General features: G+C 65.0%; 24 protein-coding genes and 1 tRNA gene. 15 read left to right on the top strand and 10 right to left on the bottom strand.

Going from position 1 to position 26,808, the window contains the following annotated elements; all coding sequences use genetic code 11:
* Positions 1-7 precede the first annotated feature (7 nt).
* Entirely contained in the window at positions 8-952 is a 945-nt protein-coding gene (locus tag BUA05_RS02150; RefSeq protein ID WP_072673018.1) for an acetyl-CoA carboxylase carboxyltransferase subunit alpha, read from the top strand.
* An 80-nt stretch (positions 953-1,032) separates the two neighbouring features.
* A complete protein-coding gene (locus tag BUA05_RS02145) occupies positions 1,033-2,505 on the top strand; it encodes a M48 family metalloprotease (protein WP_072673017.1) in 1,473 nt (490 codons plus the stop codon).
* A gap of 93 nt (positions 2,506-2,598) precedes the next feature.
* On the opposite strand, the gene BUA05_RS02140 is transcribed toward BUA05_RS02145, so the two are convergent.
* Positions 2,599-2,763 carry a Flp family type IVb pilin gene (locus tag BUA05_RS02140; protein ID WP_072673016.1) on the bottom strand — a complete coding sequence of 55 codons (165 nt, stop codon included), beginning with the start codon at positions 2,761-2,763 and terminating at the stop codon, positions 2,599-2,601.
* A gap of 117 nt (positions 2,764-2,880) precedes the next feature.
* Entirely contained in the window at positions 2,881-3,066 is a 186-nt protein-coding gene (locus tag BUA05_RS02135) for a Flp family type IVb pilin (protein WP_072673015.1), read from the bottom strand.
* A gap of 97 nt (positions 3,067-3,163) precedes the next feature.
* Between BUA05_RS02135 and BUA05_RS02130 the strand changes: the two genes are divergently transcribed.
* Together BUA05_RS02130 and BUA05_RS02125 are read left to right on the top strand one after the other, a co-directional pair.
* A complete protein-coding gene (locus tag BUA05_RS02130; RefSeq protein WP_072673014.1) occupies positions 3,164-3,574 on the top strand; it encodes a (deoxy)nucleoside triphosphate pyrophosphohydrolase in 411 nt (136 codons plus the stop codon).
* Between the two features lie 59 nt (positions 3,575-3,633).
* Positions 3,634-3,710: transfer RNA gene (locus tag BUA05_RS02125), tRNA-Arg, on the top strand.
* A 64-nt stretch (positions 3,711-3,774) separates the two neighbouring features.
* Here BUA05_RS02125 and BUA05_RS02120 read toward each other — a convergent pair.
* The 7 genes from BUA05_RS02120 to BUA05_RS02090 all read right to left on the bottom strand — a co-directional run bounded on the left by BUA05_RS02120 (position 3,775) and on the right by BUA05_RS02090 (position 10,571).
* Positions 3,775-4,863 carry a phosphatase PAP2 family protein gene (locus BUA05_RS02120; protein ID WP_072673013.1) on the bottom strand — a complete coding sequence of 363 codons (1,089 nt, stop codon included), beginning with the start codon at positions 4,861-4,863 and terminating at the stop codon, positions 3,775-3,777.
* 91 nt (positions 4,864-4,954) lie between these two features.
* Positions 4,955-5,941 (bottom strand): glycosyltransferase family 87 protein, encoded by a 987-nt coding sequence (locus tag BUA05_RS02115; RefSeq protein ID WP_425429507.1) that lies wholly within the window; start codon positions 5,939-5,941, stop codon positions 4,955-4,957.
* A gap of 263 nt (positions 5,942-6,204) precedes the next feature.
* A complete protein-coding gene (locus tag BUA05_RS02110) occupies positions 6,205-6,942 on the bottom strand; it encodes an SDR family oxidoreductase (RefSeq protein WP_072673011.1) in 738 nt (245 codons plus the stop codon).
* Positions 6,939-8,258 carry an FAD-binding oxidoreductase gene (locus tag BUA05_RS02105; protein ID WP_072673010.1) on the bottom strand — a complete coding sequence of 440 codons (1,320 nt, stop codon included), beginning with the start codon at positions 8,256-8,258 and terminating at the stop codon, positions 6,939-6,941. Before BUA05_RS02105 ends, BUA05_RS02110 begins: the two co-directional genes overlap by 4 nt.
* Positions 8,255-8,680: a GtrA family protein gene (locus BUA05_RS02100; protein WP_072673009.1), complete on the bottom strand. Its 426-nt coding sequence runs from the start codon at positions 8,678-8,680 to the stop codon at positions 8,255-8,257. The genes BUA05_RS02105 and BUA05_RS02100 overlap by 4 nt, the downstream gene beginning before the upstream one ends.
* Entirely contained in the window at positions 8,677-10,059 is a 1,383-nt protein-coding gene (locus tag BUA05_RS02095; protein ID WP_072673008.1) for a UbiA family prenyltransferase, read from the bottom strand. The genes BUA05_RS02100 and BUA05_RS02095 overlap by 4 nt, the downstream gene beginning before the upstream one ends.
* Before the next feature lie 122 nt (positions 10,060-10,181).
* Positions 10,182-10,571 carry a metallopeptidase family protein gene (locus tag BUA05_RS02090; RefSeq protein ID WP_072673007.1) on the bottom strand — a complete coding sequence of 130 codons (390 nt, stop codon included), beginning with the start codon at positions 10,569-10,571 and terminating at the stop codon, positions 10,182-10,184.
* A 217-nt stretch (positions 10,572-10,788) separates the two neighbouring features.
* Between BUA05_RS02090 and folE the strand changes: the two genes are divergently transcribed.
* From folE to BUA05_RS02070, 4 genes are all read left to right on the top strand, one after another.
* On the top strand, positions 10,789-11,409 hold the full coding sequence (gene folE / locus BUA05_RS02085; protein WP_072673006.1) for a GTP cyclohydrolase I FolE: 621 nt from the start codon (positions 10,789-10,791) through the stop codon (positions 11,407-11,409).
* Positions 11,410-11,535: 126 nt separating this feature from the next.
* Positions 11,536-11,985 (top strand): hypothetical protein, encoded by a 450-nt coding sequence (locus BUA05_RS02080; RefSeq protein ID WP_143150233.1) that lies wholly within the window; start codon positions 11,536-11,538, stop codon positions 11,983-11,985.
* A gap of 209 nt (positions 11,986-12,194) precedes the next feature.
* The gene (locus BUA05_RS02075; RefSeq protein ID WP_072673005.1) at positions 12,195-12,698 is read left to right on the top strand and encodes a c-type cytochrome; all 504 of its coding nucleotides are present in this window, start codon (positions 12,195-12,197) and stop codon (positions 12,696-12,698) included.
* Between the two features lie 4 nt (positions 12,699-12,702).
* On the top strand, positions 12,703-13,398 hold the full coding sequence (locus BUA05_RS02070) for a cytochrome b/b6 domain-containing protein (protein ID WP_072673004.1): 696 nt from the start codon (positions 12,703-12,705) through the stop codon (positions 13,396-13,398).
* A gap of 105 nt (positions 13,399-13,503) precedes the next feature.
* On the opposite strand, the gene BUA05_RS02065 is transcribed toward BUA05_RS02070, so the two are convergent.
* A complete protein-coding gene (locus BUA05_RS02065; RefSeq protein WP_072673003.1) occupies positions 13,504-13,983 on the bottom strand; it encodes a peroxiredoxin in 480 nt (159 codons plus the stop codon).
* A 177-nt stretch (positions 13,984-14,160) separates the two neighbouring features.
* On the opposite strand from BUA05_RS02065, the gene ahcY reads away from it, so the two are divergent.
* From ahcY to addA, 7 genes are all read left to right on the top strand, one after another.
* The gene (ahcY, locus tag BUA05_RS02060) at positions 14,161-15,579 is read left to right on the top strand and encodes an adenosylhomocysteinase (protein WP_143150232.1); all 1,419 of its coding nucleotides are present in this window, start codon (positions 14,161-14,163) and stop codon (positions 15,577-15,579) included.
* 111 nt (positions 15,580-15,690) lie between these two features.
* Positions 15,691-18,051: a PAS domain-containing sensor histidine kinase gene (locus BUA05_RS02055; protein WP_072673001.1), complete on the top strand. Its 2,361-nt coding sequence runs from the start codon at positions 15,691-15,693 to the stop codon at positions 18,049-18,051.
* The gene (gene tsaE, locus BUA05_RS02050; RefSeq protein ID WP_072673000.1) at positions 18,048-18,512 is read left to right on the top strand and encodes a tRNA (adenosine(37)-N6)-threonylcarbamoyltransferase complex ATPase subunit type 1 TsaE; all 465 of its coding nucleotides are present in this window, start codon (positions 18,048-18,050) and stop codon (positions 18,510-18,512) included. Before BUA05_RS02055 ends, tsaE begins: the two co-directional genes overlap by 4 nt.
* Positions 18,509-19,495: an aminoglycoside phosphotransferase family protein gene (locus tag BUA05_RS02045; protein WP_072672999.1), complete on the top strand. Its 987-nt coding sequence runs from the start codon at positions 18,509-18,511 to the stop codon at positions 19,493-19,495. Before tsaE ends, BUA05_RS02045 begins: the two co-directional genes overlap by 4 nt.
* Positions 19,492-20,214, top strand: coding sequence for a nucleotidyltransferase family protein (locus tag BUA05_RS02040; RefSeq protein ID WP_072672998.1), 723 nt, complete (start codon positions 19,492-19,494; stop codon positions 20,212-20,214). The genes BUA05_RS02045 and BUA05_RS02040 overlap by 4 nt, the downstream gene beginning before the upstream one ends.
* Positions 20,207-23,248 (top strand): double-strand break repair protein AddB, encoded by a 3,042-nt coding sequence (gene addB / locus BUA05_RS02035; protein ID WP_072672997.1) that lies wholly within the window; start codon positions 20,207-20,209, stop codon positions 23,246-23,248. The genes BUA05_RS02040 and addB overlap by 8 nt, the downstream gene beginning before the upstream one ends.
* Positions 23,245-26,793, top strand: a complete 3,549-nt coding sequence (addA, locus tag BUA05_RS02030; RefSeq protein WP_072672996.1) for a double-strand break repair helicase AddA — start codon at positions 23,245-23,247, stop codon at positions 26,791-26,793. The genes addB and addA overlap by 4 nt, the downstream gene beginning before the upstream one ends.
* Positions 26,794-26,808: the final 15 nt, after the last annotated feature.

The following is a 26,808-nucleotide window of genomic DNA, read 5'->3' as shown; positions in this document are numbered from 1 at the left end:
CCGGGCAATGATTTCCTACCTCGATTTCGAGAAGCCGGTCGCCCAGCTCGAAGAACGCATCGCCCAGCTGCGTAACGTCAACGCGCTGCATGATGTCGATGTCGAGCAAGAGATTGCCCGGCTCGAAGCCAAAAGCGCCGAGCTGCTCGCCAGCACCTATGCCTCGCTTACCCCGTGGCAGAAGACCCAGGTCGCGCGGCATCCGCAGCGCCCGCATTTCCGCGACTATGTCAGCCATGCGTTCAGTGATTTCGTCCCGCTGGGCGGGGATCGGCTGTATGGTGACGATCAGGCGATTATGGGCGGATTTGCGCGGCTGCACGGGCGCCGGGTGATGTTGATCGGGCACGAGAAGGGCAATGATACGCAAAGCCGGATCCGGCACAATTTCGGCATGGGCAAGCCCGAAGGCTATCGCAAGGCGATCCGGCTGATGGAACTGGCGGGCCGATTCGGCCTGCCGGTGGTGACTCTGGTTGATACCTCTGGCGCGTTTCCGGGAATCGAGGCGGAGGAACGCGGCCAGGCCGAAGCCATCGCCCGTTCGACCGAGGCGTGCCTTGCGCTGGAAGTGCCGATGGTGGCTGCCATCGTCGGCGAAGGCGGATCGGGCGGCGCGGTGGCGCTGGCCAGCGCCAACAGGGTGCTGATGATGGAACATGCGGTCTATTCGGTCATCTCACCCGAAGGCTGCGCCTCGATCCTGTGGCGCACGTCGGACAAGGCAGCCGACGCCGCACAGGCAATGAAAGTGACCGCCCAGCACCTCAAGCGTAGCAATGTGATCGATCATATCGTCAAGGAGCCGGTCGGCGGGGCGCAGCGCGATCCGAAAACCGCAGCGCGGCTGCTCGGGCAGGCCTTGAACGAGGAGCTTGAACTGCTTTCGGGCAAGAGCGGTGAAGCGTTGATCAGCCAGCGCGAAGAGCGGTTTCTCGCCATCGGCGGTTAAGCTGCCTTCCTTCAAGGCTTTGCCAAAGGCCGCTTTGCCGATAGGCTGGCGGCACGGCTTTGTCACAGGGAGAAACAGCCATGGCAAGAATCGTACGCACGATCCTCGCAGCCGGGGCCGCGCCGCTGGCGCTGGCCGGATGCATGGGCGCAGGCGCCGCGGTCCCTTCTGCCTCAACCCCGATCACCCAGCAGGAAGCGCAGATGGGGGCGCAATATCATCCCCAGCTCATCGCCCAATTCGGCGGCGCGATGAGCGGGCCACACGCCGCCTATATCGAACAGGTGGGCAAGAATATCGCAGTGCAATCGGGCCTCGGCAATGCGCGCGAGAGCTTTACCGTCAGTCTGCTCAATTCGCCCGTCCACAATGCCTTCGCAGTGCCGGGCGGCTATATCTACACGACCCGCCAGCTGGTGACGCTGATGAACAACGAGGCCGAGCTGGCGGCTGTGCTGGGCCATGAAGTCGGCCATGTCGCCGCGCGCCATTCCCAGCGGCGTCAGCAGGCAGCACAGCGCAATTCGGTTTTCGGTATGCTTGGCGCGATCGGTTCTTCAATCCTGTTTGGAAACAGCGAAATAGGGCAGTTGGGTCAACGCCTTGCGATGGGCGGGGCGCAGTTTTTCACGCTCAAATTCTCGCGCAAGCAGGAGCTTGAGGCAGACGATCTGGGGATCCAGTATTTGTCGCGTGCGGGTTATGACCGGCGGGCAATGGGGACAGTGCTGGCCAGCCTCGCGGCGCAAAATACGCTCGATGCGCGGTTGCAGGGGCGCAATGCGAGTGTACCCGAATGGGCTTCCACACACCCCGATCCGGCCAGCCGCGTGCAAGGGGCGTTGGCCAAGGCGGGCGCGGCGGCGGGCGGTGTCACGAATCGCGACACGTTCCTGAGCCGGATCGATGGACTGCTGTATGGAGATGACCCGGCACAGGGAATTATCGATGGTAGCCGCTTTATCCACCCTGATCTGCGCCTTTCCTTCACCGCGCCGCAGGGTTTTTACATGGTCAATGGCACCAGCGCGGTCAGCATCAACGGGCAGGGCGCGCAAGCGCAAATGAAGCTTGCGCCTTATAGCGGCAATCTGGAAACCTATGTGCGCCAGCAGTTTACGGCGCTGGGCGGACAGAACAGCACTCTTGCGCCGGCGCAGATGGAGCGCACCACGGTCAATGGCTTGCCAGCGGCCTACGGAATTGCGCGGGTTAACAACGGCAATAGCCAGGTTGATGTGGTGGTGTTCGCTTATGAATTCGCGCGCGACCGTGCATTTCATTTCACCGCGATCGCGCCGGCGGGCCGGGCCGCGGTGTTCAATCCGATGTTTCAGTCGATGAGCCGGATCAGTCAGGCCGAGGCGGGCGCGGTGGTGCCCAAGCGGTTGCAGGTGGTGACGGTGCAACGCGGGGACACGGTGGCAAGTCTGGCGCGGAGAATGGCCTATCCAAGCGCGCAGGAAGAGCGTTTCCGGGTTCTGAATGCGCTCGGCAGCCGTGATGGCCTTGTGCCTGGGCAGACGGTCAAGCTGGTGGTCCGCGCCCGCTAACACCTAGCGGTGTTGCGACGGGGTGCGTTGCAGACAAAGAAAAAGCGGCGGGGAATATCCCCGCCGCTTCTCTTGAGCTTGAAAAAGCTGCGATTAGGCGGTGAGCGCAGTGTTCACTTCGCCGAAGGTCGTGTTGAGGTTGCTGCCCAGCTGGGTCATCGCGGTGATCGCAGCGACAGCGATCAGAGCGGCGATCAGGCCGTATTCAATGGCAGTCGCGCCCTGTTCGTCGCGAAGCAGCTTGTTGATGAACTTCATGTCTAGTCTCCTGGTTCAGTCTTCGGTACCCGTGTCCGTCCCCTTGGTCAGTTCGGACAGTTGCGTGTTAAATCGGCAGGCCTTGAGAAATTCCTAACTCGAAAAACTTTTCGAGAATTAATTACTCGTAGCTTCCACGATCTCAGTCTCAACAGTATCCCACATCTCGATGGTTGCGCCGGCGACCGCCTGCAGCATCGAGACAATGGCAATAACAACCAGACTGAGGATCAGGCCGTATTCGACAGCTGTTGCTCCGGAAGAATCGTCCTTCACGGTCCATAGAAAGGTCTTCATCTTCATGGAGGCACCTGCCCTTGCGTGTCCTGATGCTTTGAAAATCGGCCCTGCGGGTTAAGAAAAGGTTGATGACGTGCCTGAGTCTGGAAAAAATTCCGACATGAAGCCTGAATGGATCATGGTGGTGGCAGGTGCGTTGCAACGCGCGGATGGGTGCTGGCTGATGCACCTCAGGCCTGAGGGAAAGCATCATGCGGGGCTATGGGAATTCCCTGGGGGCAAGGTTGAAGCTCTTGAAACTCCTGTAAAAGCCCTTGTCCGCGAGCTTCGGGAGGAACTCGGCATCGGCTGTGCGGAGGCATATTGCAAACCTGCCGCCTTTGCCGAAAATCCGGGCGCTGATGGCGATATCGCGATTGTCATCCTGCTTTACACGGTAACCAGCTGGCAGGGCGAGCCAGCGGCGCTCGAAGGGGGTGGCATCGGCTGGTTCACGCCCGAAGAGGTGATCGCGCTGGCCAAGCCTCCGCTTGATGTGGCGCTCGCCGCCCGGCTGTTCGAAAATCATTGAACTGGCCCAAGCCCACTTGCCAAGCCTGACCGACCCCCTTATGTGGCGCCCCTCGGCACGCACCCGTAGCTCAGCTGGATAGAGCACCAGACTACGAATCTGGGGGCCGGAGGTTCGAATCCTTCCGGGTGCGCCAACAACGCCCGCTCCTTTTCTAAGGGGCGGGCGTTGTTGGTTTGAACGATCGCGAATCGCTGATTCTAGGAAATGCCGGTCGCCGGTTCCTTGGCGATTGGCACTGGGGTTGCGGGGTGGGGAATGCCGCCCGCGCCCGGCGCGGCGCGATCAGCAACCAGATACTTGCTCCCATGCCACAGCAGGATGACAGCAAGCGCTGAAACGATCCCGTCGAGCGCATAGTGCCACGCCAGATGCACAGAGCCGATCCAGATCAGGATCGCGTAGACAAGCGTCAGCCGGCTGGCCCAGTGTTTGCGGCCGAACTGATCGCGGCAAAGAATGCACAACAACGCCGCCAGCGCGACATGGAGCGAAGGCATGGCGCTGATCCCCGAACCGGTGGTTTCCTCGCCCAGCGTCAGCAGCAGATATTCCTGCGCGCCATGGGCAAATAATTGCTGCTGCGCGAGCCGGTCCATCAGCGGCACAAAGCGGTCATCGCCCATTAACGGCTCCATGTAACACGGACCGACCGACGAGAGCATCACCGCCATGAATGAACCGATCACGGCCCAGGCCCCAAGATGGGTAAAGCTTGCGCGAAGCTGGAATGCCGGATCGCGCGCGAACGCGGTCCAGACGAACAGCAGGGCCACGATCGGGAACCACACCACATATAGCAGGTCGATCACCAGCGTTCCCGTCGGGCCAATCACGGCATGGGTGATCCGCCACGGGTCCACGCCCATGAACAGCATACGATCCGCCTCGGCCAGCCAGTGGTCGGCATAGAACGGGTTGATGCGCGGAATAGCGACCTTGATCGCGGTAAAGGCCCGGTTGGCCGGCACCAGCAGCATGACGATGATATAGGCCCGCAGGAACCAGTAGCGCTGTTCATGGGCCTTGCGACGGACATAACCGATGATGTCGTCAGTTTCGCGCCGGGCCTCGATCCCGAGCCATGCCAGCCAGATAAAGACCGGTACGAAGAAGCGCAGGGCATCCGGGATGTCGCGCGGCAACAGGTAATAGGCCGCCGGTTCGCTGCCGACGATTACGCCAGCCGCAATTTCGACGGCAGCCAGCGCGAACAGGATGTAAAAGCCGCGATGCTGGCCTTCGAACAACCGTTCATGCAGCTTTGGCCGGATTGCCAGGGTCGCCATTGCTTCGCTCCCGCCTGCGTGTCGGATTGCCATGGCGCGGTCCATCCGCGCTTCGTGGGCGGACCCTAGGCCAGACGTGGTTAAGGCAAGTTTAAAAGGGGTTTGCCGCAGGTGCGCAAAGGCTCTTGTCCCGGTCTTCGCGCGGCCGTGCCAGCCGCAGCGTGACAAGGCACAAGCCGATCAGCAGGGGTGCGATGATCGCGGGCGCGATGCTGGCGGCAAGGCTGCTCGCTCCGCTTTGGTCTGCCGGCAGCAGGGCTTCGATCATCACGCCATAGCCGCAGGTCACCCAGCCGAGCGCCAGCAGTGCTCCCAGCGCGCGCGGGCTGGCTCGTGCGGCCAGGTCAGGGGCGATGAAGGCCAGTCCCACGCCAAGGATCGCAAGGTCGTAATCATAGCTGTAGGGACTGACAAACAGGGACAGGGCGCAGATCAGCGCGGCACGATGACGGAATGCGAACTTCGCCAGCGAGACCCAGGCCAGCAGGCCCAGCGCTGCAAGCGCGCCGACAAGATGTCCGGTCATCGCCCAGTCCGCGGGCAATCCCCAACTGCGCAGCGCGGCATAGACCGAACCCATCCGGAACAGCGAGTAATGGCCCCCGGCCAGAAAGGCGCCCGCTTCCGCCACCGCGCCGAGAAAAGCGGGCCACACGCCGAACCCGTAGGCCAGCGTGGATAGCCCCAGTGCGCCCAGCGCGACCAGCGCGGCGATCGCCAGCACGCTCCAGCGGCGGCCGAACAGCGCCAGCAGGCCGATGCCTGCGGCCAGATGCGGCTTGATGATCATGAGGCCGAGCGGCACGCCCGCCGCCATCTTGCGATCCCGCCACGCCAGCAGAAACGCCCCGATCAGCGCGGCGACCAGAAATCCGTTCTGCCCCACGCGCAGGTTGACCAGAACGGCCGGCATCACGAACAGCAGCACCCCGGGAAGCCACGTTCCGGCAATGCGGTGCAGCACGACAAGGTAGAAACCGAAGCTGGCAAGGATGAACAGCACATAAGCGACCCCGACCGGGAGATCGGCCAGCGCGTCGACAAACAGAGTGAAGGGCGGCGGATAGGTCCACGGCATCAGCTTTGCCGTGGGGGAACGTTCGGCCTGCGCGTCCATCATGGCAGAAGCGGTGTAGGCATCGGCGACATCACCGCGTCCGGCAAGGGTTCCGGCAATGTGGAAGGCGTCAAAATCGGTCAGCAGCTTGTCCTGCCCGAGCAGTTCGGGCGCCTGAAACCGGATCGCCGAAATTCCCGCCAGCATCACCGCCACCAACACGAAGGCAATGAGAATCAACCGGCTCTGTCCGATCCGCCGGATCACCGGCATCGCGTCCGCGCTCACAGCTTGATCCCCTTGAAGATGCCTTCAGGGATCGCCCGGATCACCGTCATCACCAGCCGCCAGACGGGCTTTGCGTAAATCACGTCGCGGCGCTTAGCTGCCGCGCGGTAAATCGCCTCGGCGACGGCGGCAGGTTCGGCGGTGAGGCGCGCTGGCAGATCCATGCCCGCTGTCATGCGGGTGCGCACGAAACCGGGCAGTACGGTCATCACGTGCACGCCCGATTTCGACAAGCGGTTGCGCAGGCCCGAAAGGAAGGCGGTGTAACCGGCCTTGGCCGAGCCATAGATGTAATTGCTCGCCCGCCCACGCTCGCCCGCGACGGAACTGATGCCGATGATCGTGCCGCTGCCGCGCTTTTCCATCCGGTTGGCAATCAGTCCGGTCAGCAGCGCCGGGCCTTCGTAATTGCTGCGCATGGTCAGCCGTGCAGCCTCCAGATCGGTTTGCGCGGTGGCCTGATCGCCAAGCAGCCCGACCACGCAGATCGCCACCTCCGGCAGCACCGGCAGGTGATCGAGGAACGCGGCAAAGCTGCCGGGTTCGAGAATGTCGAGGTCATGCACGCTGGTGCTGGTGCCGTGGCGCAGGGCGATGTCGGCGGCGTCCGCCTCCATCTCTGCCATCCTGCGCGCGGCGAGCTGCACCCGATGCCCGGCGGCGGCATAGTGATGCGCCAGCGCCATGCCGATATCGGAACGCGCGCCGATGATGAGAACGGTCGGGGCGGTCACAGGCACAGCCTTTCGGATTGGCTCGAACGGAAATTGGTCATGCCTTTGTCGTGCCGCAGCACGGTGAAGGCATCGGCGCGATGGTCTGAGCGGCGCAGCGTGGCGGCGCTCATGCGCGCGTCCTTGGCAAGGTAGAAACGCCCGCCGTGATCCAGCGTGATCGCATCGAGCCGCTCGATCAGCCGTGCCGCTTCCTGCGAAAAGGGAAAGTCGAGTGCGAGCGTATAGCCTTCCAGCGGGAAGGAGAACGGGCCATGCTCTGCCCCCATGCGTTTGAGCACCGATAGAAACGAGCTCTGCCCACTGGCGGTTATCGCGCGCAGCAATTCGCCAAGGCCCGCGTGGGCGCTGGCCAGCGGCAGGACGCATTGAAACTGCATGAAACCGCGCGAACCATAGATGCGGTTCCATTCGAGAATCGCATCAAGCGGGTAGAAATAGCTGTCCCAGTCAACCAGCTTCTCCCCGGCAGCGGCGCGGGCATTGCGGTAATAAAGCGCATTGAAGGCCTTCACCGTCATCCGGCCCAGCGCCGCGCGCGGCAGGTCGATCGGTATGGTGCGGGCGCGCTTCTTCGGCACGGCGAAAGGCGCGGCGCGGCGGTCTCGGGGCAGTTCATCGGCCCGCGCATGTTCGCCCAGCATCAGCGCCGAACGCCCGAGGCCGCTGCCGGTGTTGAGGCAATCGATCCACGCCACAGAATAGGTCGCAGCCTGATGCTCCTCGAACAGCGCCATCACGTGATCGAGGTTGCGGGCGGGCAGGGTGGTCTGGCGGATATATGCGCTCTCCACCCGGCGCAGGCGGAAGGCGACGCGCAGGATCACCCCGGTCAGCCCCATGCCGCCGATGGTCCAGCCGAACAGCTCGGCATTTTCCTGCGGGCTGCAACGGCGCACTTCGCCGTCCTCGCCCATCAGGTCGATCCAGTCGACAAACCGCCCGAAGGTGCCGACGCGGTGGTGGTTCTTGCCGTGAACATCGGACGCGACCATCCCGCCGATGGTGACGAATTTGGTGCCCGGCGTGACCGGCACAAACCAGCCGCGCGGCAGGAAGGTGGCGATCACGTCGGCCAGCATTACACCTGCCTCGGCAACCAGCTGGCCGGTCTCGGCCTCGAAGGCGAGCATGCGGCTGAAGCCGCGCATTTCCAGCGTGGCGTTGCGCTGCATCGCGCAGTCGCCATAGCCGCGCCCGTTGCCGCGCGCGATCCGCGGGCCCTGAACCAGCAATGCGCGCAACTCGTCCTCGCTGCGCGGCTGGTGCAGCGCGCACCATTGCTGCGGAAAGCGGCCCCAGCCTGACAGCATCATGCCGCCGCGCTCCCGCCGGTGGTGAAGACGAAGCGCCGGTCGAGCCGGTATTTGACGACATAGCCGATGCCAAGTCCCAGCACCGCGCCCAGTTCGCGCGCGGCATGGGTTTGGCAGGTCAGCCAGAACACGGTCTCGGTGCCCCAGAAGATCGCCGTGGTCGCGACCCCCATCAGCGCATAGAGCGAAAAACGCTTGCCATGGGCTTCGACCCCTTGCGAGAAATCATGGAAAATCCAGCGCTTGTCGAGCAGGTACTTGATCACCAGACCCGCCAGCGTGCCCGCGCCCAGCGCCAGCGGATAAGCCAGCGCCGCTTTCGGCTCCGGCACTGCCAGCACCAGCCGCTGCACCGCCAGATTGGCAAGCGTCGCGATCACCGCAAAGACGATGTATCGCAGGGTCAGCGCGGTGCGGGTCACACTATCGCTCCGGCCAGCGCCAGCGCGCCGACGATCGCTCCGCAGGCAAGGCTCACCCGGTCGCGCGCGGCGAACACCAGCGGATCATCATGCATCTGTCCGCGCTGGGTAAGGATTGCGATCCGGCTGTTCCAGAACAGCAGCACCAGACACACGCCCCACAGCATTTCGGGCGTGCGGTAAAGCATCTGCACCGGATCGGAATTGGCATAAAGCGCCAGCACCAGCACCGACACCATGCCCGCCGATACCGCGATATTGCTGACGATCCCAAGGTCATCGACGTGATAGCCGCGGCCATGCGCCTTGACCTTGCCTGCAGCGATGCCATCGACCAGCTCGGCCTGGCGTTTCACCGCGGCGAGCGAGAAGAAGAAGAAGGTCGAAAACGCCAGCAGCCACATCGAGGACGGGACCCCGGTCGCCGCGCTCCCGGCAAGAATGCGAAGGGTGTAAAGCACCGCGAGCGTGCAGATATCGATCACCACCAGCCGCTTGAGCTTGAAGGAATAGGCGCTGGTTACCGCAGTGTAGAGCAAGAGCGTGCCCAGCAAGGCCGGGCCTGACAGCAGCGCCGTGCCAATTCCGGCCAGCACCAGCAACGGCATCAGCAGCGTCCCTTGCGCAACACTCACCGCGCCCGAGGCAAGCGGGCGGTTGCGCTTGCGCGGATGGGCGCGGTCGGCGTTGAGATCCATCAGGTCGTTGAGGACATAGGTGCCCGAAGCAATCAGGCTGAAGGCGATAAAGGCCAGCACCGCCTGCCACAGGGGGCCGGGCGTCAATTGGTGCGCGGCGAGCATCGGCACGAACACCAGCGCGTTCTTGAGCCACTGGTGCGGTCGCAGCAGGCGCAGGACGGCGCCAAAGGAGAGGGCGACACGGGCCGATCTGCTGGTCGATCTGCTGGCCGATCTGGACGTATCCATGCTGGGGATATCAGACCCGCCGGGCGCGATCATCGCATAGCCGCCGGTGCCATAGCGGTGTTGAAGCGCAGCGTCGCTTTCGCCCGCCAGTCCGATCCCGCCATGGGCATCGTCAAACAGGCCGAGATGGGCGGCAATGCCGCTGATGGTTTTGCCGTCATGCGGCCCGGTCAACGCGGTTCGTCCGCCGCTGGCCCGCCATGATTGCACCGCCTCGATAATGTCTTCGCAGTAAGCAAGGCGTGCCGGGGCCTGACAGGCGGTTTCTGTCAGCCGGGCGCGCAGCTTGCCTGCATCCCCGGCATGGCGCACGAGCGCTGCAAGCGCGCCGCTCCAGCTGGCCGAGGCTGCCGTCCAGAAGGCTTCGAACAGGTTTGCAGGCGGCTGCACCAGCTGGTCAAAGCCGACCACCACCACCATCTCAGACGGGTTGCGCCTCCCCTCGTCCATTGCACCACCTTTGCAAGTCCACCGGCCGCAAGGCGCGACCGCATGGACAGGGCGGTATAGTTAATGTCCTAATAATTTCTGACCGGCGGACGATCCTGCGAAGGTCGCAATGGCACGCTGCATCATTCCCCGACGCTTGCCTCAAGCGCATGCATATCGGCGTCGGAGAAGCCGAAATGGTGGCCTGCCTCGTGGATCACAACGTGGCGCACCAGTTCGGCAAAGCCGACTCTGGTCTCGTGCATTTCGGCCAGCAGTGGCTGGCGGAACAGGCTGATCACCGGCGGCATTCGTTCGTGATCCCATTGCGATTGTTCGGTAAGGGCGATGCCTTCATACAGGCCGGTCAGTTCCCAGCGGCTCTGCATGCCGACCGCGGCCAGCTGTTCGGCGCTGGCGAATTCCTCGATCCTGAGCACCACATCGACGAGCTGTTCGCGAAAGGCCCGCGGCAGGCGATCAAGCACGGCGCGGGCGGCGGCTTCGAATTCGGCGGCATTGGGGCTGGGCACGCGGTGGTCCTCTTTTGCCCGAAAAAGGGGGGTGATTTGGCCGAAAGCGGGCTTACATATGATAATATGGGGCGCTTACCGAGCGGCACAACCGGCGATCTTGCGACGAAAACTACGGAACGTCAGGCAGCCTTGACGGTTAAGGTCACGCAGGATCGACAGTTGAGGGGGCGGAGCAGAACGCGCTCCGCCAATTTGCGAAGAAAGACCAGTGACGATGAATTATGTTTGTGCCCACGACGATGAGTTCGATCCGGATAATCCGATGGGCAAGCCGGACGTGCCCGAGCATGTGCAGGACGCGATCCGCACGCTGCTGGAATGGGCGGGTGATGATCCGACGCGCGAAGGCCTGCTCGACACCCCCAAGCGGGTTGGCCGCGCATGGCTCGAATATTGCGAAGGTTACAAGGAAGACCCGGCGATCCATCTCAGCCGCCAGTTTTCGGAAGTCGGCGGTTATGACGAGATCGTGCTGCTCAAGGACATCCCATTCCAGTCGCATTGCGAACACCACATGGCGCCGATCACCGGCAAGGCGGCGATTGCCTATCTGCCCAACAGGAAGGTGGTCGGCATTTCCAAACTCGCGCGGGTCTTGCACGGCTTTGCCCACCGGCTTCAGATCCAGGAGCGGCTGACCGCCGAGGTCGCGCAATGCATCTGGGACAATCTCGAACCGCACGGCGTGGCCGTGGTGATCGAGGCGCAGCATGGCTGCATGACCGGTCGCGGGGTGAAAACCCACGGGGTGGAGATGGTGACCAGCCGAATTCTTGGCTGCTTCCTCGAAGATCATCGCAGCCGCAAGGAAGTGATGAGCCTGATGGGCTATTGACCGTTTGGCCGGTCCGCGCACGGGGGATGAGTTATCATCACCCCATGATTGGCGATCTGGCTGCTGTTTGCTATATTCAGGTTGCGACCGGTCGCAAAAGGCCGGAGCACAGCAGGAGACACGATGATGAAGAAGCTCGCATTTGCGGGATTGGCGATCGGCATGTGCTTCAGCGCGCCGGCGTTGGCGCTTGAACACGAGATCGTGATCGATCATCCCGCCGGGCCGATTGCGGCAGATTATGAAGGCTCCGTTCGGGTCGAAACCCGTCAGGTCGGCACCGCCGGGGTGGCCGGGAGGCCTAGCACGTTGCGCTGTCAATGGAGCGCTGCGCTTGACCTCGAACGGACCGCGAAGCTGGGCGAGACGCTGCAAACGCGCCGCGTGATGACCCGTGATGATGTGGCCAGCGGCTCGACTTCGGGCTGGTGCAACAGCAGCGCAAGAACGATCGACCGGCTGGTCGAGGCCCGGCGCGATTCCTTCCGCAGCGCGATGCTCGCGATGGTCGAGCAGGATCGCACCATCATCCTTGCCGAGGCCGAAAACGCTGCCGTCAATGGTCGCGACGGCTGACCTGCTGGCTTGTGCCGGATCGCAAAAGATGCGGTTTTTTGGGGTGTCGCTTTTGTAGTGGAGCGGAGGCCGCGTCTGGAAGGCGCGCCGACGCCGACCCGGATGACTGACCGATAAGGGGTTGGGCGCAGGTTCTGTTTGCGATGCGGGCCAATGCGGCATAGTTTGCCTTCAGGGATCCGTTCGACTGCCTCTCAAAGGAGTTCTGTATGAATCGCAATCTTGCTTCTCGCCCTGCCTTTCCCGTTGTCATCGCCGCCGCGCTTGCTGGCGTGTTGGTTGCCTGTTCCAGCGAAGCCCCGACGCAAGCCCCTTCTGAGGCTGAGCCTGCGGTTCTGAAGGAACGGCATGATAATTTCGAAGCAATCGGCGATGCCTTCAAGGCAGTGCGCGGCGAGCTTGAGAAAGACACGCCCGATTTCGCGCTGATCGCGGCCAGCGCCACCGACATCAACACCCGTGCGGGCAACATCACGAACCATTTCCCGGCCAGCACCAGCGTCGATGATGGCTATGACACTGAGGCACTGGCGACGATCTGGGAAAAGCCCGAGGAATTTTCCGCCGCTGCGCAAAAGCTGGTCGATGAAAGTGCCCAGCTCGCCGCAGTCGCGGGCGAGGGCGACAAGGCGGCCGTTGGCGCCCAGGCGATGACCATGGGCGGCGCGTGCAAGAACTGTCACGATACGTTCCGGCTCGACGACGACAAGTAGGCCGATGAGCGCTCCGCTCGGCAAAACCGCCGTGACCGAGCCCGATGTCAGGGTATGGGATCCGCTCCTGCGGCTATGCCACTGGAGCTTCGCCCTGCTGATCCCGGCGATGTGGTGGACGGCGGAAAATTCGGCCTGGGGGTGGCACAGGCGGCTCGGGCTGGTGCTGCTCGGGATCCTCGTTTTCCGCGTATTGTGGGGCTTTGTCGGGCCTCAGACCGCGCGTTTCGCCAGCTTCGTCAAAGGGCCCGGCACGGTCATCGCTTATCTGCGCGGGCAAATGGCGGACGCCGCGACGCGGATCGGGCATAGCCCGCTGGCTGGCTGGAGCACGCTGGCACTGATCGGCGCGATGCTGCTGCAGGTGGGGATGGGGCTTTTTTCGGGCGATCCCTATGATGGGATGACGGGGCCGCTCAATCCGCTGGTCGGCGTGATGACAGCCGACATGCTGACCGATTGGCACGAGACATTCTTCAACGTGGTGCTTGGCCTGATCTGCCTACATCTCGCCGCGATCGTGTTTTACGCATCGGTCAAGCGCGAGGATCTGGTGACCCCTATGGTCAGCGGCGATCGCCCGCCAATGCAGGGCGTTACGGGCATCGGGCCAGTGCCGTGGCTGCGCGCGGGGCTAGCGATCATGCTGGCCGCCGGTTTTGCCATATGGATCGCCGCAGGGGTGCCGCCGCTGGGTTGAAGCGGCTGGGTTGAAGCGGCTGGGCTGAAACCGTGCTGCGATGAAAAAAGGGGCGCTTTCCTTTCATGGAAAAGCGCCCCTTTTCAGATTGCTACGGGTAGTGGTTCAAAGCTGGCCGAGCATGTGTTCAGCACTCGACACCTTGAAGTCACCCGGATCTTCGACGTTGATCTGTTCGACGACGCCATCATTGATGACCATCGAAAAGCGCTGTCCGCGCTTGCCCATGCCAAAGCCCGAAGCGTCCATCGTCAGGCCCAGCGCCTCGACGAAATCGCCGTTGCCATCAGCCAGCATGGTGATGGCGTCGCTGCCCGCGGCCTTGTTCCAGGCGCTCATCACGAAGGCATCATTCACGGCTGTGCCCACGATTTCATCGACACCCTTGGCCTTCAGATCGCCGGCCTTCTCGACAAAACCCGGCAGGTGCTTGGCCGAACAGGTCGGGGTGAAGGCCCCGGGGACCGAGAACAGCGCGACCTTCTTGCCAGCGAAATATTCGGAAGCCTTGACCTGCTGCGGCCCTTCGGCGGTGGCCTTGACTAGCGTGACATCGGGGAGCGTGTCGCCAACGGAAATTGTCATGTGCCTTGATCCTTCGTGACAGGGGGAAACTGTGCCTTCCTATAGCGCCCCAGCGGAGACGGGCAACAAATAGACATATAAAGATAAGTTTATATTTGCCTCTAAGGCAGGGTGCGGCTAGGGGCTGGCGGCAGGAAATCCCCCGCAATGCGTGCATTTGACGCAGGAGACAGACAAATGGCCACTCTCGCCCCGACCCAGGAATATGTCATCAAGGACATCGCGCTGGCCGATTTCGGCCGCGATGAAATCCGCATCGCCGAAACCGAAATGCCCGGCCTTATGGCGCTGCGCGAGGAATATGGCGCGGCCCAGCCCCTGAAGGGCGCGCGCATCACCGGTTCGCTGCACATGACCATCCAGACCGCCGTGCTGATCGAAACGCTGGTGGCGCTGGGTGCCGAAGTGCGCTGGGCGACCTGCAACATCTTCTCGACGCAGGATCACGCCGCGGCCGCGATCGCGGCAAGCGGCATCCCGGTGTTCGCGATCAAGGGCGAAACGCTGGCTGATTACTGGGATTATGTCGGCCGCATCTTCGATTGGGCGACCGACGAGAACCCCGATCTCACCTGTAACCTCATCCTCGACGATGGCGGCGATGCCACCATGTTCGCGCTGTGGGGTGCACGCCTCGAAGCGGGCGAGGAAATGGGCAAGCCGACAAACGACGAGGAAGTCGAATTCCAGCGCGCGCTGAAGGCCTTCGTCGCGGCGCGTCCGGGCTACCTCACCAAGACAGTCAAGGCGATTCTGGGCGTTTCGGAAGAGACCACCACCGGCGTAATGCGGCTCTACCAGATCGCCAAGCAGGGCAAGCTGCCCTTCCCGGCGATCAACGTCAATGACAGCGTCACCAAGTCGAAGTTCGACAACCTTTACGGCTGCAAGGAATCGCTCGTCGACGCGATCCGCCGCGCGACCGACGTGATGCTGGCAGGCAAGGTCGCCTGCGTTGCGGGCTACGGCGATGTCGGCAAGGGTTCGGCAGCCTCGCTGCGCGATGGCGGTGCCCGCGTGATGGTCACCGAAATCGACCCGATCTGCGCGCTGCAGGCGGCGATGGACGGGTTTGAAGTCGTGACGATGGAAGACGCCATCAAGCGTGCCGATATCTTCGTGACCGCCACCGGCAACGAAGACGTGATCACCGCCGAGCACATGATGAACATGAAGCCGATGGCGATTGTCTGCAACATCGGCCACTTCGACAGCGAGATCCAGATTTCGGCGCTTTCCAACTACAGCTGGAAGGAAATCAAGGAAGGCACCGACCTCGTCACCTTTCCCGATGGCAAGTCGATCCTGATCCTTGCCAAAGGCCGACTGGTGAACCTCGGCTGCGCCACCGGCCACCCCAGCTTCGTGATGAGCGCAAGCTTCACCAACCAGACGCTCGCCCAGATCGAACTGTTCACCAAGGCCGACGAATACGACAACGACGTCTACGTCCTGCCCAAGCACCTCGATGAAAAGGTCGCCGCGCTTCACCTTGAAAAGCTGGGCGTCAAGCTGACCCAGCTGTCGGGCAAGCAGGCCAGCTACATCGGTGTGCCGCAGGCTGGTCCGTTCAAGCCCGATCATTACCGCTACTGATCGTTTTCAGGCCCCGTTCTGTCCTCGGCTTTGCCCGGGACAGTGCGGGGTTGTGGCTTCAATGCCTTAACCCCGTTGCACTGACGCGTGCACGCGCATAGCGGTGAGGCGATGGACATTTCGCCGCTCTCGCTCGTGCTGATTGCGCTGGTGCTCGCCGCATGGGCGGTGGGCGCGGCGCTGGTGGTGCTGCGCGCCAGTCACGGGATGAAGCGTGCGCGGGCGCTCAAGGCCAGCATCAAGCGGATGCAGGCGCTGCTCGATGTCGCCCCGGCGGTGCCGCTGCTGGTGCGGGTTGACGGGCGGATCGAGGCGCCGGACAAGCTCGCGCGGCTGCTCGGTCTCAAGGCGATGCCGAAATATCTTTCCGAACTCGCCGCGCCGCCGGATGATGCCGGGGCGGGCGGGCTGGCACCCGAGCAGCTTGACCAGTTTTGGGCGCGGGTACAGGCGACCCAGAAAAGCGCCGCGCCCTTTCGCATGGCGCTCAATCCCCCCGGCTCGCAGCGCAGCCTTGCGCTTTTCGGCACGCTTGCCGATCCGCAGGTATCGCCCGGCGGCGCGGCGCTGGTCTGGGTGTTCGACTTTACCGAAAGCCACGCCGAAATGGCCCGCCTGCGCGTTGCCGCTGCGCGCGCAACCGGGGATTTTGCCGCGCTGGTAGGCCTGATCGAAGCCGCGCCCACGCCGATGTGGTTCCGTGGCAGCGACCTGTCGCTCCAGCTGGTCAACCAGGCCTATGTCGATGCCGTGGGCGGCGGCAATGCTGCCGAAGTGGTGGAAGGCCAGATCGAACTGCTTGAGCCCGAAGATGGGCGCAGTCCTGCGGAAATCGCGCGCGAAACGCTGCAAAGCCAGAACAAGTTCGAGCGCAGCGTTGCCGCCACCATCCACGGCGCGCGCCGCACCTTGCGGGTCAGTGATCTGCCGCTGGGGCACGAAGGCGTGGCCGGCTATGCCATCGATATAGAGGAACAGCAGCAGGTCGCGCGCGAATTCCGCGCCTTCCGCGATGCCCAGCGCGCGCTGCTCGATCAGCTTTCGGTCGGCGTCGCGCAGTTCGATGCCGAGGAGCGGCTGACCTTCGCCAACCGCCCGTTTCGCCGCCTGTTCGTGCTCACCGACGAGGCGATCGAGGCGCGCACCCCGTTCGAACGCTTTCTGGCCGAAGCGCGTGAACGCGGGCGGACGCCCGAAGTGCGCGACTTTCCCGAATGGCGGCGCGAACGGGCCGGATGGTTCGAGGCCAGCACCACGCTTGAGGAAGCATGGCCGCTGCCGGGCGGCACGCATTTGCGGATCGTCGCGCAGCCGCTGCCCGATGGGGGCCTTGTGCTGATCGCCGAGGATCGTACCGAGCAGCTTGCCCTTTCTGCCGTGCGCGACACGCTGTTGCGCACCCGCACCGCCACGCTCGACAGCCTGTTCGAGGCGCTGGCGATCTTTGCGCCCGATGGATCGGTGCAGCTGTGGAACCGCAGTTTTGCAGGCACCTGGGGTCTCACGCCCGAATTGCTCGACGCGCATCCGAGCGCCGATGAATTGCTGGGTGCGATCGGGCGCAATCTGGTGCGGCCTGAAGAGGCCGGACTGATCGGCGCTGCGGTGCGCGCAGCGACGCTCGACCGGCGCGAGAAGGGCGGACAGGTGGAACTGGCCGACGGGCGCACCCTGCGCTTTGCCGGGGTGCCGTTGCCCGATGGCAACGGGCTGCTGACGGTGCTCGACATCACCGCTTCGCAGAAAGCCGAACAGGCACTGCGAGAACGTGCTTCGGCGCTGGAGGAGGCCGACGCGGTCAAGGCGCGCTTCCTCGCCAACATGTCCTATGAATTCCGCACGCCGCTGACCACCATCGGCGGCTATGCCGAGTTGCTCAAAAGCGGAGCGGCACAGGGCCCCGAACAGGCGGGCGAATATGTCGATGCAATCCTTACTGCCGTGGAGCGGCTGACCGAGCAGGTCGAAAACGTGCTAGACCTGTCGCAAAGCGAGGCGGGGCTGCTGCCGATCCGCAAGGAACGGCTCGACCTGCTCGAATTCCTCACCACGCTGGTGCGTGAGCGTGAGGCGGCGATCATCGCAGCAGGTCTGAGCCTTGATCTCAAGGGACGCCGGGGCCGTGTCATCGATGGCGATCCGCGCCAGTTGGGCCGGGCGATCGGCAATCTGATCGACAATGCGGTTGCCGGAACCCCCGATGGCGGGCGCATCGTGATCGAGATCCGCAAAGCGCCCGAGGGCGGGGCCGGCGCAATGGAATTGCGTATCGCCGACAATGGCCGGGGCATGACGTCGCAGGAGCTCGCCCTTGCACAAGGTGGGGTAAAGCCAGGCATCGACGGTGCGCCCGAACGCCGTACCGGGCTTGGCATCCCGCTCGCCCGGCAGCTGGTCGAGGCGCATGAGGGGACGCTCGAGATCGCCAGCCGCAAGGGCGCGGGCACCACCGCAGTGATCCGCCTGCCGTGAAGGAAACGCGTGAGGCTTTGCCCGATCTGGCGGCAATGGCGGCCTATGGTGCGCGGGTCGCGGCACGGCTGCGGGCTGGCGATGTGGTGGCGCTGTCGGGCGGGTTGGGGGCGGGCAAGACCACTTTGGCCCGCGCGATCCTTGCAAGCCTCGGGCATGCAGGCGAAGTGCCATCGCCGACCTTTACCATCATCGAGACCTATGACAGCCCGAACTTGCGGCTGCCGGTGGTGCATGCCGATTTCTACCGGCTTGATCACCCGTCGGAACTGTTGGAAATCGGCCTCGACGATTATCGCGAAGGCGCGGCGCTGCTGGCGGAATGGCCCGATCACGCAGGCGGTTTCGCGCATGAGGCGGGATGCCTCGAAATCACGCTTCAACCTGCCGGAGAAAGCGGGGAGGGGGGACGGATTGCGATTGCCCGGGGGGCTGCGGATTGGGTAGGGCGGATGCCATGAATCAGCTTCCCGATGGCCTTGCCGAATTTGTCGCCCAAGCGGGCTGGGGCAATGCGCAGGTTCACCCGCTGCCCGGCGATGCTTCGTTCCGGCGGTATTTCCGGCTTCAAAGGGATGGCGAATCCGCGATGCTGATGCACGCTCCCCCGCCGCATGAGGACCCCGCGCCCTTCCTCCACGTTGCGCAGTGGCTCAACACCAACGGGCTGCGCGGCCCTGCGATCATTGCCGAGAATGCGGCGCAGGGCTGGGTGCTGACCGAGGATTTCGGCAATGACCGGATGCGTGACTGGCTGGACGCGAACTCCGCCGACGAGCGCGAAGCCTATGAAGCCGCGGTCGAGGCGCTGGTGGCGCTTCACCAGATCGCACCCGGCCCCTTTGCCCGCTACGACATGGCGACCTACAGCCGCGAGGCGGCGCTGCTGACCGAGTGGTATTGCCCGGCGCAGGGGCTTCACGTCGATGCGGCAGGCTATGCCCGCGCGTGGGACGAAGTACTTGCGCCCATGCTCGAACGCCAGACGCCCGGTGTGACGGTGCTGCGCGATTATCATGCCGAGAACATCATGCTGCTGGGCGGCAAGGCCGGGGCGCCGCAGGGCCTGATCGATTTTCAGGACGCGCTGGTCGGCCATCCGGCCTATGATCTTGTCTCGCTGCTGCAGGATGCGCGGCGCGATGTTTCCGAAGACCTCGAAACCGCAATGCTGCTGCACTATGCCCACCATTCGGGGCGCGCGGATGAGGATTTTCTTGCCGATTACGCGCGGCTCGGCGCGCAGCGCAACGCCAAGATCGTCGGCATCTTTACCCGGCTTGACCGGCGCGATGGCAAGCCCAGATATCTTGCGATGATCCCGCGCGTCTGGGCCGCGCTCGAACGCGATCTGGCCCACCCGGCGCTTGCCCCGGTGGCGCATTGGTTCGACGCCAACATTCCCGAACCCTTGCGTTTTGCCCACGGAGCCTTCGCGGCATGAGCGGCGGCGCGCTGGTTTCCGACACTGCAATGGTGCTGGCTGCAGGGCTGGGCAAGCGGATGCGCCCGCTCACCGCCAGCCAGCCCAAGCCGATGGTGCGGGTCGCGGGCCGGGCGCTGATCGACCACGCGCTCGATCGCCTTGCCGAGGCAGGGGTGGCGCGCGCAGTGGTCAATGTCCATTACCTCGCCGACGCGCTTGAAGCCCATGTGACCGCATGCCGGACGCTGCAGGTGACGGTGTCGGACGAGCGTGCGCAGCTTCTTGAAACCGGCGGCGGGATGGTGAAGGCGCGCGCCCACCTGCCTGATCCCTTCTTCGCCCTGAATGCCGACAACATCTGGCTCGACGGGCCGAACAACGCTTTTGCCGAATTATCGCGCCGCTGGAACCCGGAACAGATGGACGCGCTGCTGCTGCTGGTGCCGCATGCGCGCGCGGCCAATTTCAACGGGCCGGGCGATTTCCACATGGACCCGCTTGGCAAGCTGACGCGCCGCCGCGACGGGCGGATCGCGCCGTTCATCTATACCGGTATCCAGCTGGTATCGCAGCAATTGCTGCGCGATGCGCCTGAAGGGCCGTTTTCAACCAATATCCTGTGGAACCGCGCGATAGCAGAAGGGCGGCTTTATGGCCTGTCCTTCGGCGGGCTGTGGTTCGAGGTCGGCACGCCGCAGGCGATCCGCCCGACCGAGGAGGCCTTGCTGGGTGGCTGACCCGCGCCGCACCGGTCCGCTCGTCTATTCGATCGCCGCGCATCGCGGGTTTGCCGATGCGCTGGTGGCGGGGCTGGTCCCGCGCTACCGAGAGCCGGGTTTCGGGCTGGCTCGCCTGACGTTGCTGGTGCCGTCCAGCCGCGCCGCGCGCACCCTGTCCGAAGCCTTCATCCGCCATGCCGGGGAAACGGGCGAGGGCGGGCTGTTGATGCCGCGCATGATCGCGGTGGGCGATCTTGATCTTGACGAAAAACTGGGCGCGGCGCTCGATCCGCTGGGGGCGGCGGAGATTCCCCCGGCTTGCGACCCCCTGCATCGCTGGCTCACGATCGACCGGTTGATCGCTGAAGAGCGCGCCGCCGAAGGAATGGAGCCTTTGCCGGGCCGCGCGCGGCTCAATCTCGCGCGCGAAATGGCGCGGACAATGGATCGGCTGCTGGTCGAGGAAAAGCGCCCCGAGGATCTCACCAGCGACGCCGTGCTCGACCAGCTTGGCGGGATTGCCGGACACTGGCAGCACGCGATCCGCCTGTTTGCGCGGGTCAAGCTGCGCTGGCAGTCGGAGCTTGAGGCGCGTGGCCAGGTCGATGCCGCGACCCGGCGCAATCTGCTGTTTGACCGGGCCGTGCGGCGCTGGCGGGAAACGCCGCCGCCGCATCCGATCCTTGCCGCAGGCGTCACCAGCGCCGCGCCCGCGCTGGCGCGATTGCTGCGGATGATCGCCGAATTGCCAGGGGGCGCGGTGATTCTGCCTGACTTCGACCGCGAAATCAGCGATTCTGCTTGGGACGAACTGGGCCTTGCCGGTGCGGCGAGCGAGCCGGGCGGGGCGGTGTTCGGCGCGGGCGATGCGCTGACCCATCCGCAATACCACCTCAAGCTGCTGCTGGGCCGCATGGGCGTGAACCGCGCCGAGGTGCAGCCGTGGCACCGGCGCGGGATTGCCGCGGCCGAACCTGCGCGCAGCCGGGCGATATCCTCGTTGTTCCTGCCCCCGCTCGCCAGCCGGGCATGGGCTCAACTGCCCGCCGACAAACGCCGCCTTGCCGGGGTACGGTTGCTGACCAGTGCCACCATCGAGGAAGAGGCGCAGACCATTGCTCTGATGGTGCGCGAAGCGCTGGAGCAGCCGGAAAGGCGCATCGCCGTCGTCACCGCCGACCGGGGACTGGCGCGGCGGGTGGCGCAGCACCTCGAACGCTGGAACATTGCTGCTGATGACAGCGCCGGCCAACCGCTGGCACTGACCCCGGCGGGAAGGCTGCTGGGGCTGCTGGCGGCAATCGTCGCGCATGGCCCGGATCCTGCCAATCTGGTCGCGGCGTTCCATCATCCGCTGGTGCGCGGCTGGGACGGCGAGGCCCGCCGCGACTGGCTCAAGGGTCTGCGCGCCTTCGATCGTGAATTGCGTGGGCCTTCGCCAGCGCCCGGCATGGCGCCGCTGCGCGAGGCGGCCAGCGCGGCAAAGGTCGAAGCGTGGTGGGACGAGGCCGAGGCGCTGATTGCGCCGCTTGCCGATTGGCCACGCGAGATTGCTCTTGCCGAGGCGCTGAGCCGGCTTGCCGCTGCCGCAGAGGACTTTGCCCGCTCCATGGTGTGGGAGCGCGAGGACGGACGCGCGCTGGGCACCATGATCGCAGAGCTGCGCGAGCATTCGCAGGCGTCCGGCACGATGATCGAGACCGCTGATCTGGCGGGTATCCTGCGCGATGCGATGGACGAGGTGGCGGTGCGCCCCGGCTATGGCGGGCACCCGCGGGTTTCCATTTACGGCCTGCTTGAAGCGCGCATGGCCCGTGCGGATCTGGTGATCTGCGGCGGGCTGAACGAAGGCAGCTGGCCGCAGCCGCCCGGGGCAGACGCGCTGCTCGCGCCGCCGATCCTGCGCGCGCTTGGCGTGCCGGGATCGGAGTTCCGCATCGGGCTGGCCGCGCATGACCTGGCCGGCGCCATGGGCGCTCCGCAAGTGGTGCTGAGCCGGGCCTTGCGCGATGCCGAGGGGCCAACACTGCCTTCGCGTTTCCTGCTGCGGGTTGAGGCGCTGCTGGGTGATGATCTGGCCCAGGAACACCGCGAAAGCGCGATCCCGGCGCTGCTCCCGCATCTCGACCGGCTGCGCCCGGCCACCACCGAATATCCCCGCCCCGCGCCCGATCCTGCGCCTGGCTTGCGCGATGTGGCGATCAAGGTCACCGCGCTCGACCGGCTGCTGGGCGATCCCTACCAGTTCTATGCGCAGGCGATCCTCGATCTCAGGCAGCTTCAACCGCTCGCCGCTGATCCGTTCAGCGATCCGGCGCTGCGCGGCACGCTGGTGCATGATCTGCTGGACAAGTGGCACAAGCAACGCGCCGCCGATCCGGGCCTTGCGCTTGGCCCATTTGCCGCTGCGCATTTCGCGGCCGAGCGCGTCCACCCGCTGTTCCGTGCGCTGTGGCAACCGCGGCTGATCGCCGCGCTGGAACATTTCGAGCAATGGATTGCCGAGGATACCGCCGAAAGAGGGCGCACGGTGCTTGCCAGCGAGATTTCGGGCGCGATGACCTTTGATGGGGTCAAGGTGATGGGCCGCGCCGACCGGATCGACCGGCTGGCCGATGGCACACTTGCCATCGTTGACTACAAGACCGGCGCTCCTCCGGCGAAAAAGCAGGTGATGGCGGGTTATGCGCTGCAACTGGGCTTGCTCGGTCTGATTGCGCAGAACGGCCGGTTCGCGGACCGAGACTCCGGGCAGGTTGTCACCGGCATTCCGACCCGGTTCGAATACTGGTCGCTGCGCAAGGCCGATGGTGCGTTCGGCAAGCGCGAAACCCCGATGAAGGAGGGCAATGCCAAGACCGGCCTCCTGCCAGAAGAATTCCTGCCGTTCCACGCCGAGCAGCTATCGCGAGCGATCCGCGACTATATCAAGGGCAGCGCGCCCTTTCGTGCGCGCGAGAACCCCGATTACAAGGGCTATAATGAATATGACCAGCTGATGCGGCTGGATGAATGGATCGTGCGCCTGACCGAAAAGGAGCGCGAGGCATGAGCGGCGGCAACGGCTCGGTTTTCCCGCTTGCAGGCAACCAGCTGCTCGCCGCCGAGCCGCAGGACAATGTCTGGCTTTCCGCCTCGGCTGGTACGGGCAAGACACAGGTGCTTTCCGCGCGCGTGCTGCGGCTGTTGCTGCGCGAGGATGTGGAGCCGTCGCAGATCCTGTGCCTGACCTTCACCAAGGCCGGCGCGGCGGAGATGGCCAACCGCATCAATGCGGTGCTGGCGCGCTGGGTGCGGCTGCCTGCGGCCAGTCTGGCAAGGGAGCTGGGGTATCTCGGCGCGGATATCGGCCCGGCCACGCAGGAGCGCGCCCGCAGCCTGTTCGCACGCGTGCTCGATTGTCCGGGCGGCGGCCTCAGGATCGACACGATCCACGCCTTCGCGCAGTTCCTGATCGGCCATTTCCCGGAGGAAGCGGGCCTCGCACCCGGCACGCGGGTGATGGATGATCGCAGCCGCGAATTGCTGGCGCGCGAGGTGCTGGCCGAGATGGTCGAGGAGGCCGAGCGCACCCATGACGTGGCGGTGCTTGACGGGCTCGAACAATTCACCACCCGCAAGGACCCGGCGAGCCTCCACAACTGGCTGATGCGCGCCGCCGGGGCGCATGAACTGTGGGAAGGGCCGGGAAGCTGGCAGCCGCCCATGGCGGCGCGGGTGCGGCAACTGCTCGGCATGCCCGCCGATGCGGATGATGCCTGGGCAGCTGAGCCGCTCGATCCGGACATTTTCCCTGACGATGTGCTGCTCGCCCTGCTGCCTGCGCTCGATGGGTGGAAGGCCAAGACCGGGCAGGAGGCCGCGGGTTTTGTGCGCCACTGGCTGACGCTCGACCTTCCGGCGCGCGTCGCCGCTGTCGAGGGGTTCTACAAGACCCTGCTCAAGAAGGACGGCGACCCGCGCAAGATGGAGGGGGCGGCCAAGCTCGATCCCGACTTCACCCGCTATCAGGAGGACATTGCCGAGGCGCTGCGCATCCTCGAGGAACGCCGCGCGCTTGTCGCCTGCGCCGCGATCATCACCTCCGCGCTCGAGATCGGCCGCGCCTTCGCGCTCCGCTGGGAGGCGAGGAAGGCGCGCGAAGGCCTGCTCGATTTCGCCGATCTCATCCGCAAGGCCGCGACATTGCTCGGCAACAGCGAAGCCTCGGACTGGATCCGCTACAAGCTCGACCGCGAATTCGATCACATCCTGATCGACGAGGCGCAGGACACCAACCAGAGCCAATGGGACATCGTCGATGCGCTGATCGACGATTTCTTTGCTGGCGAAGGCGCGCGCGGCGACCGCTTGCGCACCATCTTCACTGTCGGCGATTACAAGCAGGCGATCTTCGGCTTTCAGGGCACCAGCCCGGAAAACTTCGCCCGTGCAAAGGAGCGGGTGAGCGCGCGCATTCTTGCCGCGCAGGAGGGCATCCGCGCCAGTCGCACCAATCGCCGCGTGCCGGGCTGGCGCGATCTCGACCTCGGCAAGTCGTTCCGCACTGCCGATATCGTGCTCGGCTTCGTCAACCGCATGATCGACCTGCTGGGCTTTTCCGCCTTCGGGCTCGACAAGCCGCCGCCGCAGCACGAAGGCGCGGTGCGTCCCGGCCTCGTCACGCTGTGGCCGCCGGTGGTTCCGGACAAGGCCGAGCGTGAGGCGGAGGACGAGGACGAAGATAGCAACGAGGGCGCGGGCGCGGGCGAGGGCGGGCGCGACTGGCTGCCGCGCCACGATACCCGGCTGGCCGAACGCATCGCCGCACAGGTGCATCGCTGGCTTACGGATGAACCTTTCGTTCTCGAAAAGAGCACCCGGCGCGCGGCGCAGGCGGGCGATATCATGGTGCTGGTGCGTCAGAGGAAGGAACTGGCCGCGCAGATCGTCGCCAAGCTGCACGCGCGCGGCGTGCCGGTGGCGGGCATCGACCGGCTGCGGCTGGGCGCGCCGCTGGCGGTCAAGGACGTGCTGGCGGCCCTGCGCTTTGCCGCGCAGCCGCAGGATGATCTGAGCCTCGCCAATCTGCTCGCCTCGCCACTGATGGGCTGGTCGCAGGACGATATTCTCGCCCATGTCCCGCGCCCGCCCAAGCTGCGCCTGTGGGATCACCTGCGCCGCGAAGATGCGCCCGCCTTTGTTGCGGCAAGCGCCGACAAGCTGCGCGATCTGCTGCGCCGCGCCGATTACCAGACCCCGCAGGCGCTGATCGCCTGGCTCCTGACCGGCCCCTGGCAGGGCCGCGCGCGGGCGGTCGAGCGGCTGGGGGCCGAGGCCAATGACCCGCTCGACGAATTGCTCAACGCCGCCTTTGCTTACGAGGCCGAACACTGGCCGAGCCTTGCCGGGTTTCTGGCGTGGTTCGATGCCGGAACGGGCGACCTTAAGCGCGATTCGGATGCCGCAAGCGGGCAGGTGCGGGTGATGACGGTGCACGGCTCCAAGGGCTTGCAGGCGCCGATCGTGATCCTTGCCGATGCCACCGGCGCACCGGGTGATCCGGGCGATCTGGCGCTGGCGGATGATCCGCTCGGGGTGGCAGGCGAAGCCGCGCGCAAGGTGCCGCTCCCGCCGCTGTCGAAGGACGAACGCAAGGGGCCGATTGCCGAGGCCGAGGAAGCTGCCCGGGCCGCCGCGATGCAGGAACACTGGCGGTTGCTCTATGTCGCGCTGACGCGGGCGGAGGAGGCGCTGTTCATTGGCGGGTCGCTCAATGACAGGGAAGCAAGGAAAGGCGTGCCGCATGACGATAGCTGGTATGCCCGCCTCGCGCCGCTGTTTGAAAACGAGGATCTGGCTGATCCGGTCTGGCACTGGCGCAAGGAATGGGGCGAGCGTGCTGCGCCGATTTTGCCCGATGATGGCGCTGTCGCCACCGGGGCTCCGCCGCCCGAACTGCCGCGCTGGATGACCACCCCGATCGGGCCCGAGCCGCGCCCGCCGCGTCCGCTTGCACCGTCTGCCGCGGGCGAGGAACAGGGCGCCGATCCGCCGCTCCCGCCCGAAGCAGCGCGCCATGCCGCGCGCCGCGGAAGCCTGATCCACCGGCTGCTCGAACGCCTGCCTGATGTCCCCGAGGCCGAACGTCCCGAGGCGGCACGGCGCTGGCTCGCGCGGCAGGCGGATGATCTGGCCGAGGACCTGCGCGAGGAAATGCTGACGGCGGCGCTGGGCGTGCTCGATCATCCCGATTTCGGCCCGCTGTTTTCGGCAGTGGCACTGGCTGAAGTGCCGCTCGCCGCGACGGTCGATAGCGTGGTGGTGGCCGGCACCGCCGACCGGTTGCTGATCGAGGAGGGGCGCATCACCGTGGTCGATTTCAAGACCACCCGCCGCCCGCCCGCCAGCATTTCCGACATTCCGCTGGCGACGCTCCGCCAGATGGCGGCCTATGTCGCCGCGCTTGAGGCGATCTATCCGGCGTGCGAGGTGCGTGCGGGTGTGCTATACACCCACGCACCCGCGCTGTTTGAACTCGCGCCCGAATCCCTGCGGCCTCACAAGAACGCGTTGCAGGCCGCGCAGCAATCCTTGTCGCCGCTGGATATTGAGTGAAAAGTCTCGCGCACT

Origin of the sequence: Erythrobacter sanguineus (assembly GCF_900143235.1) — a bacterium.
Taxonomy (GTDB): Bacteria; Pseudomonadota; Alphaproteobacteria; order Sphingomonadales; family Sphingomonadaceae; genus Erythrobacter; species Erythrobacter sanguineus.
This window is presented reverse-complemented; position numbering and strand designations above follow the sequence as displayed.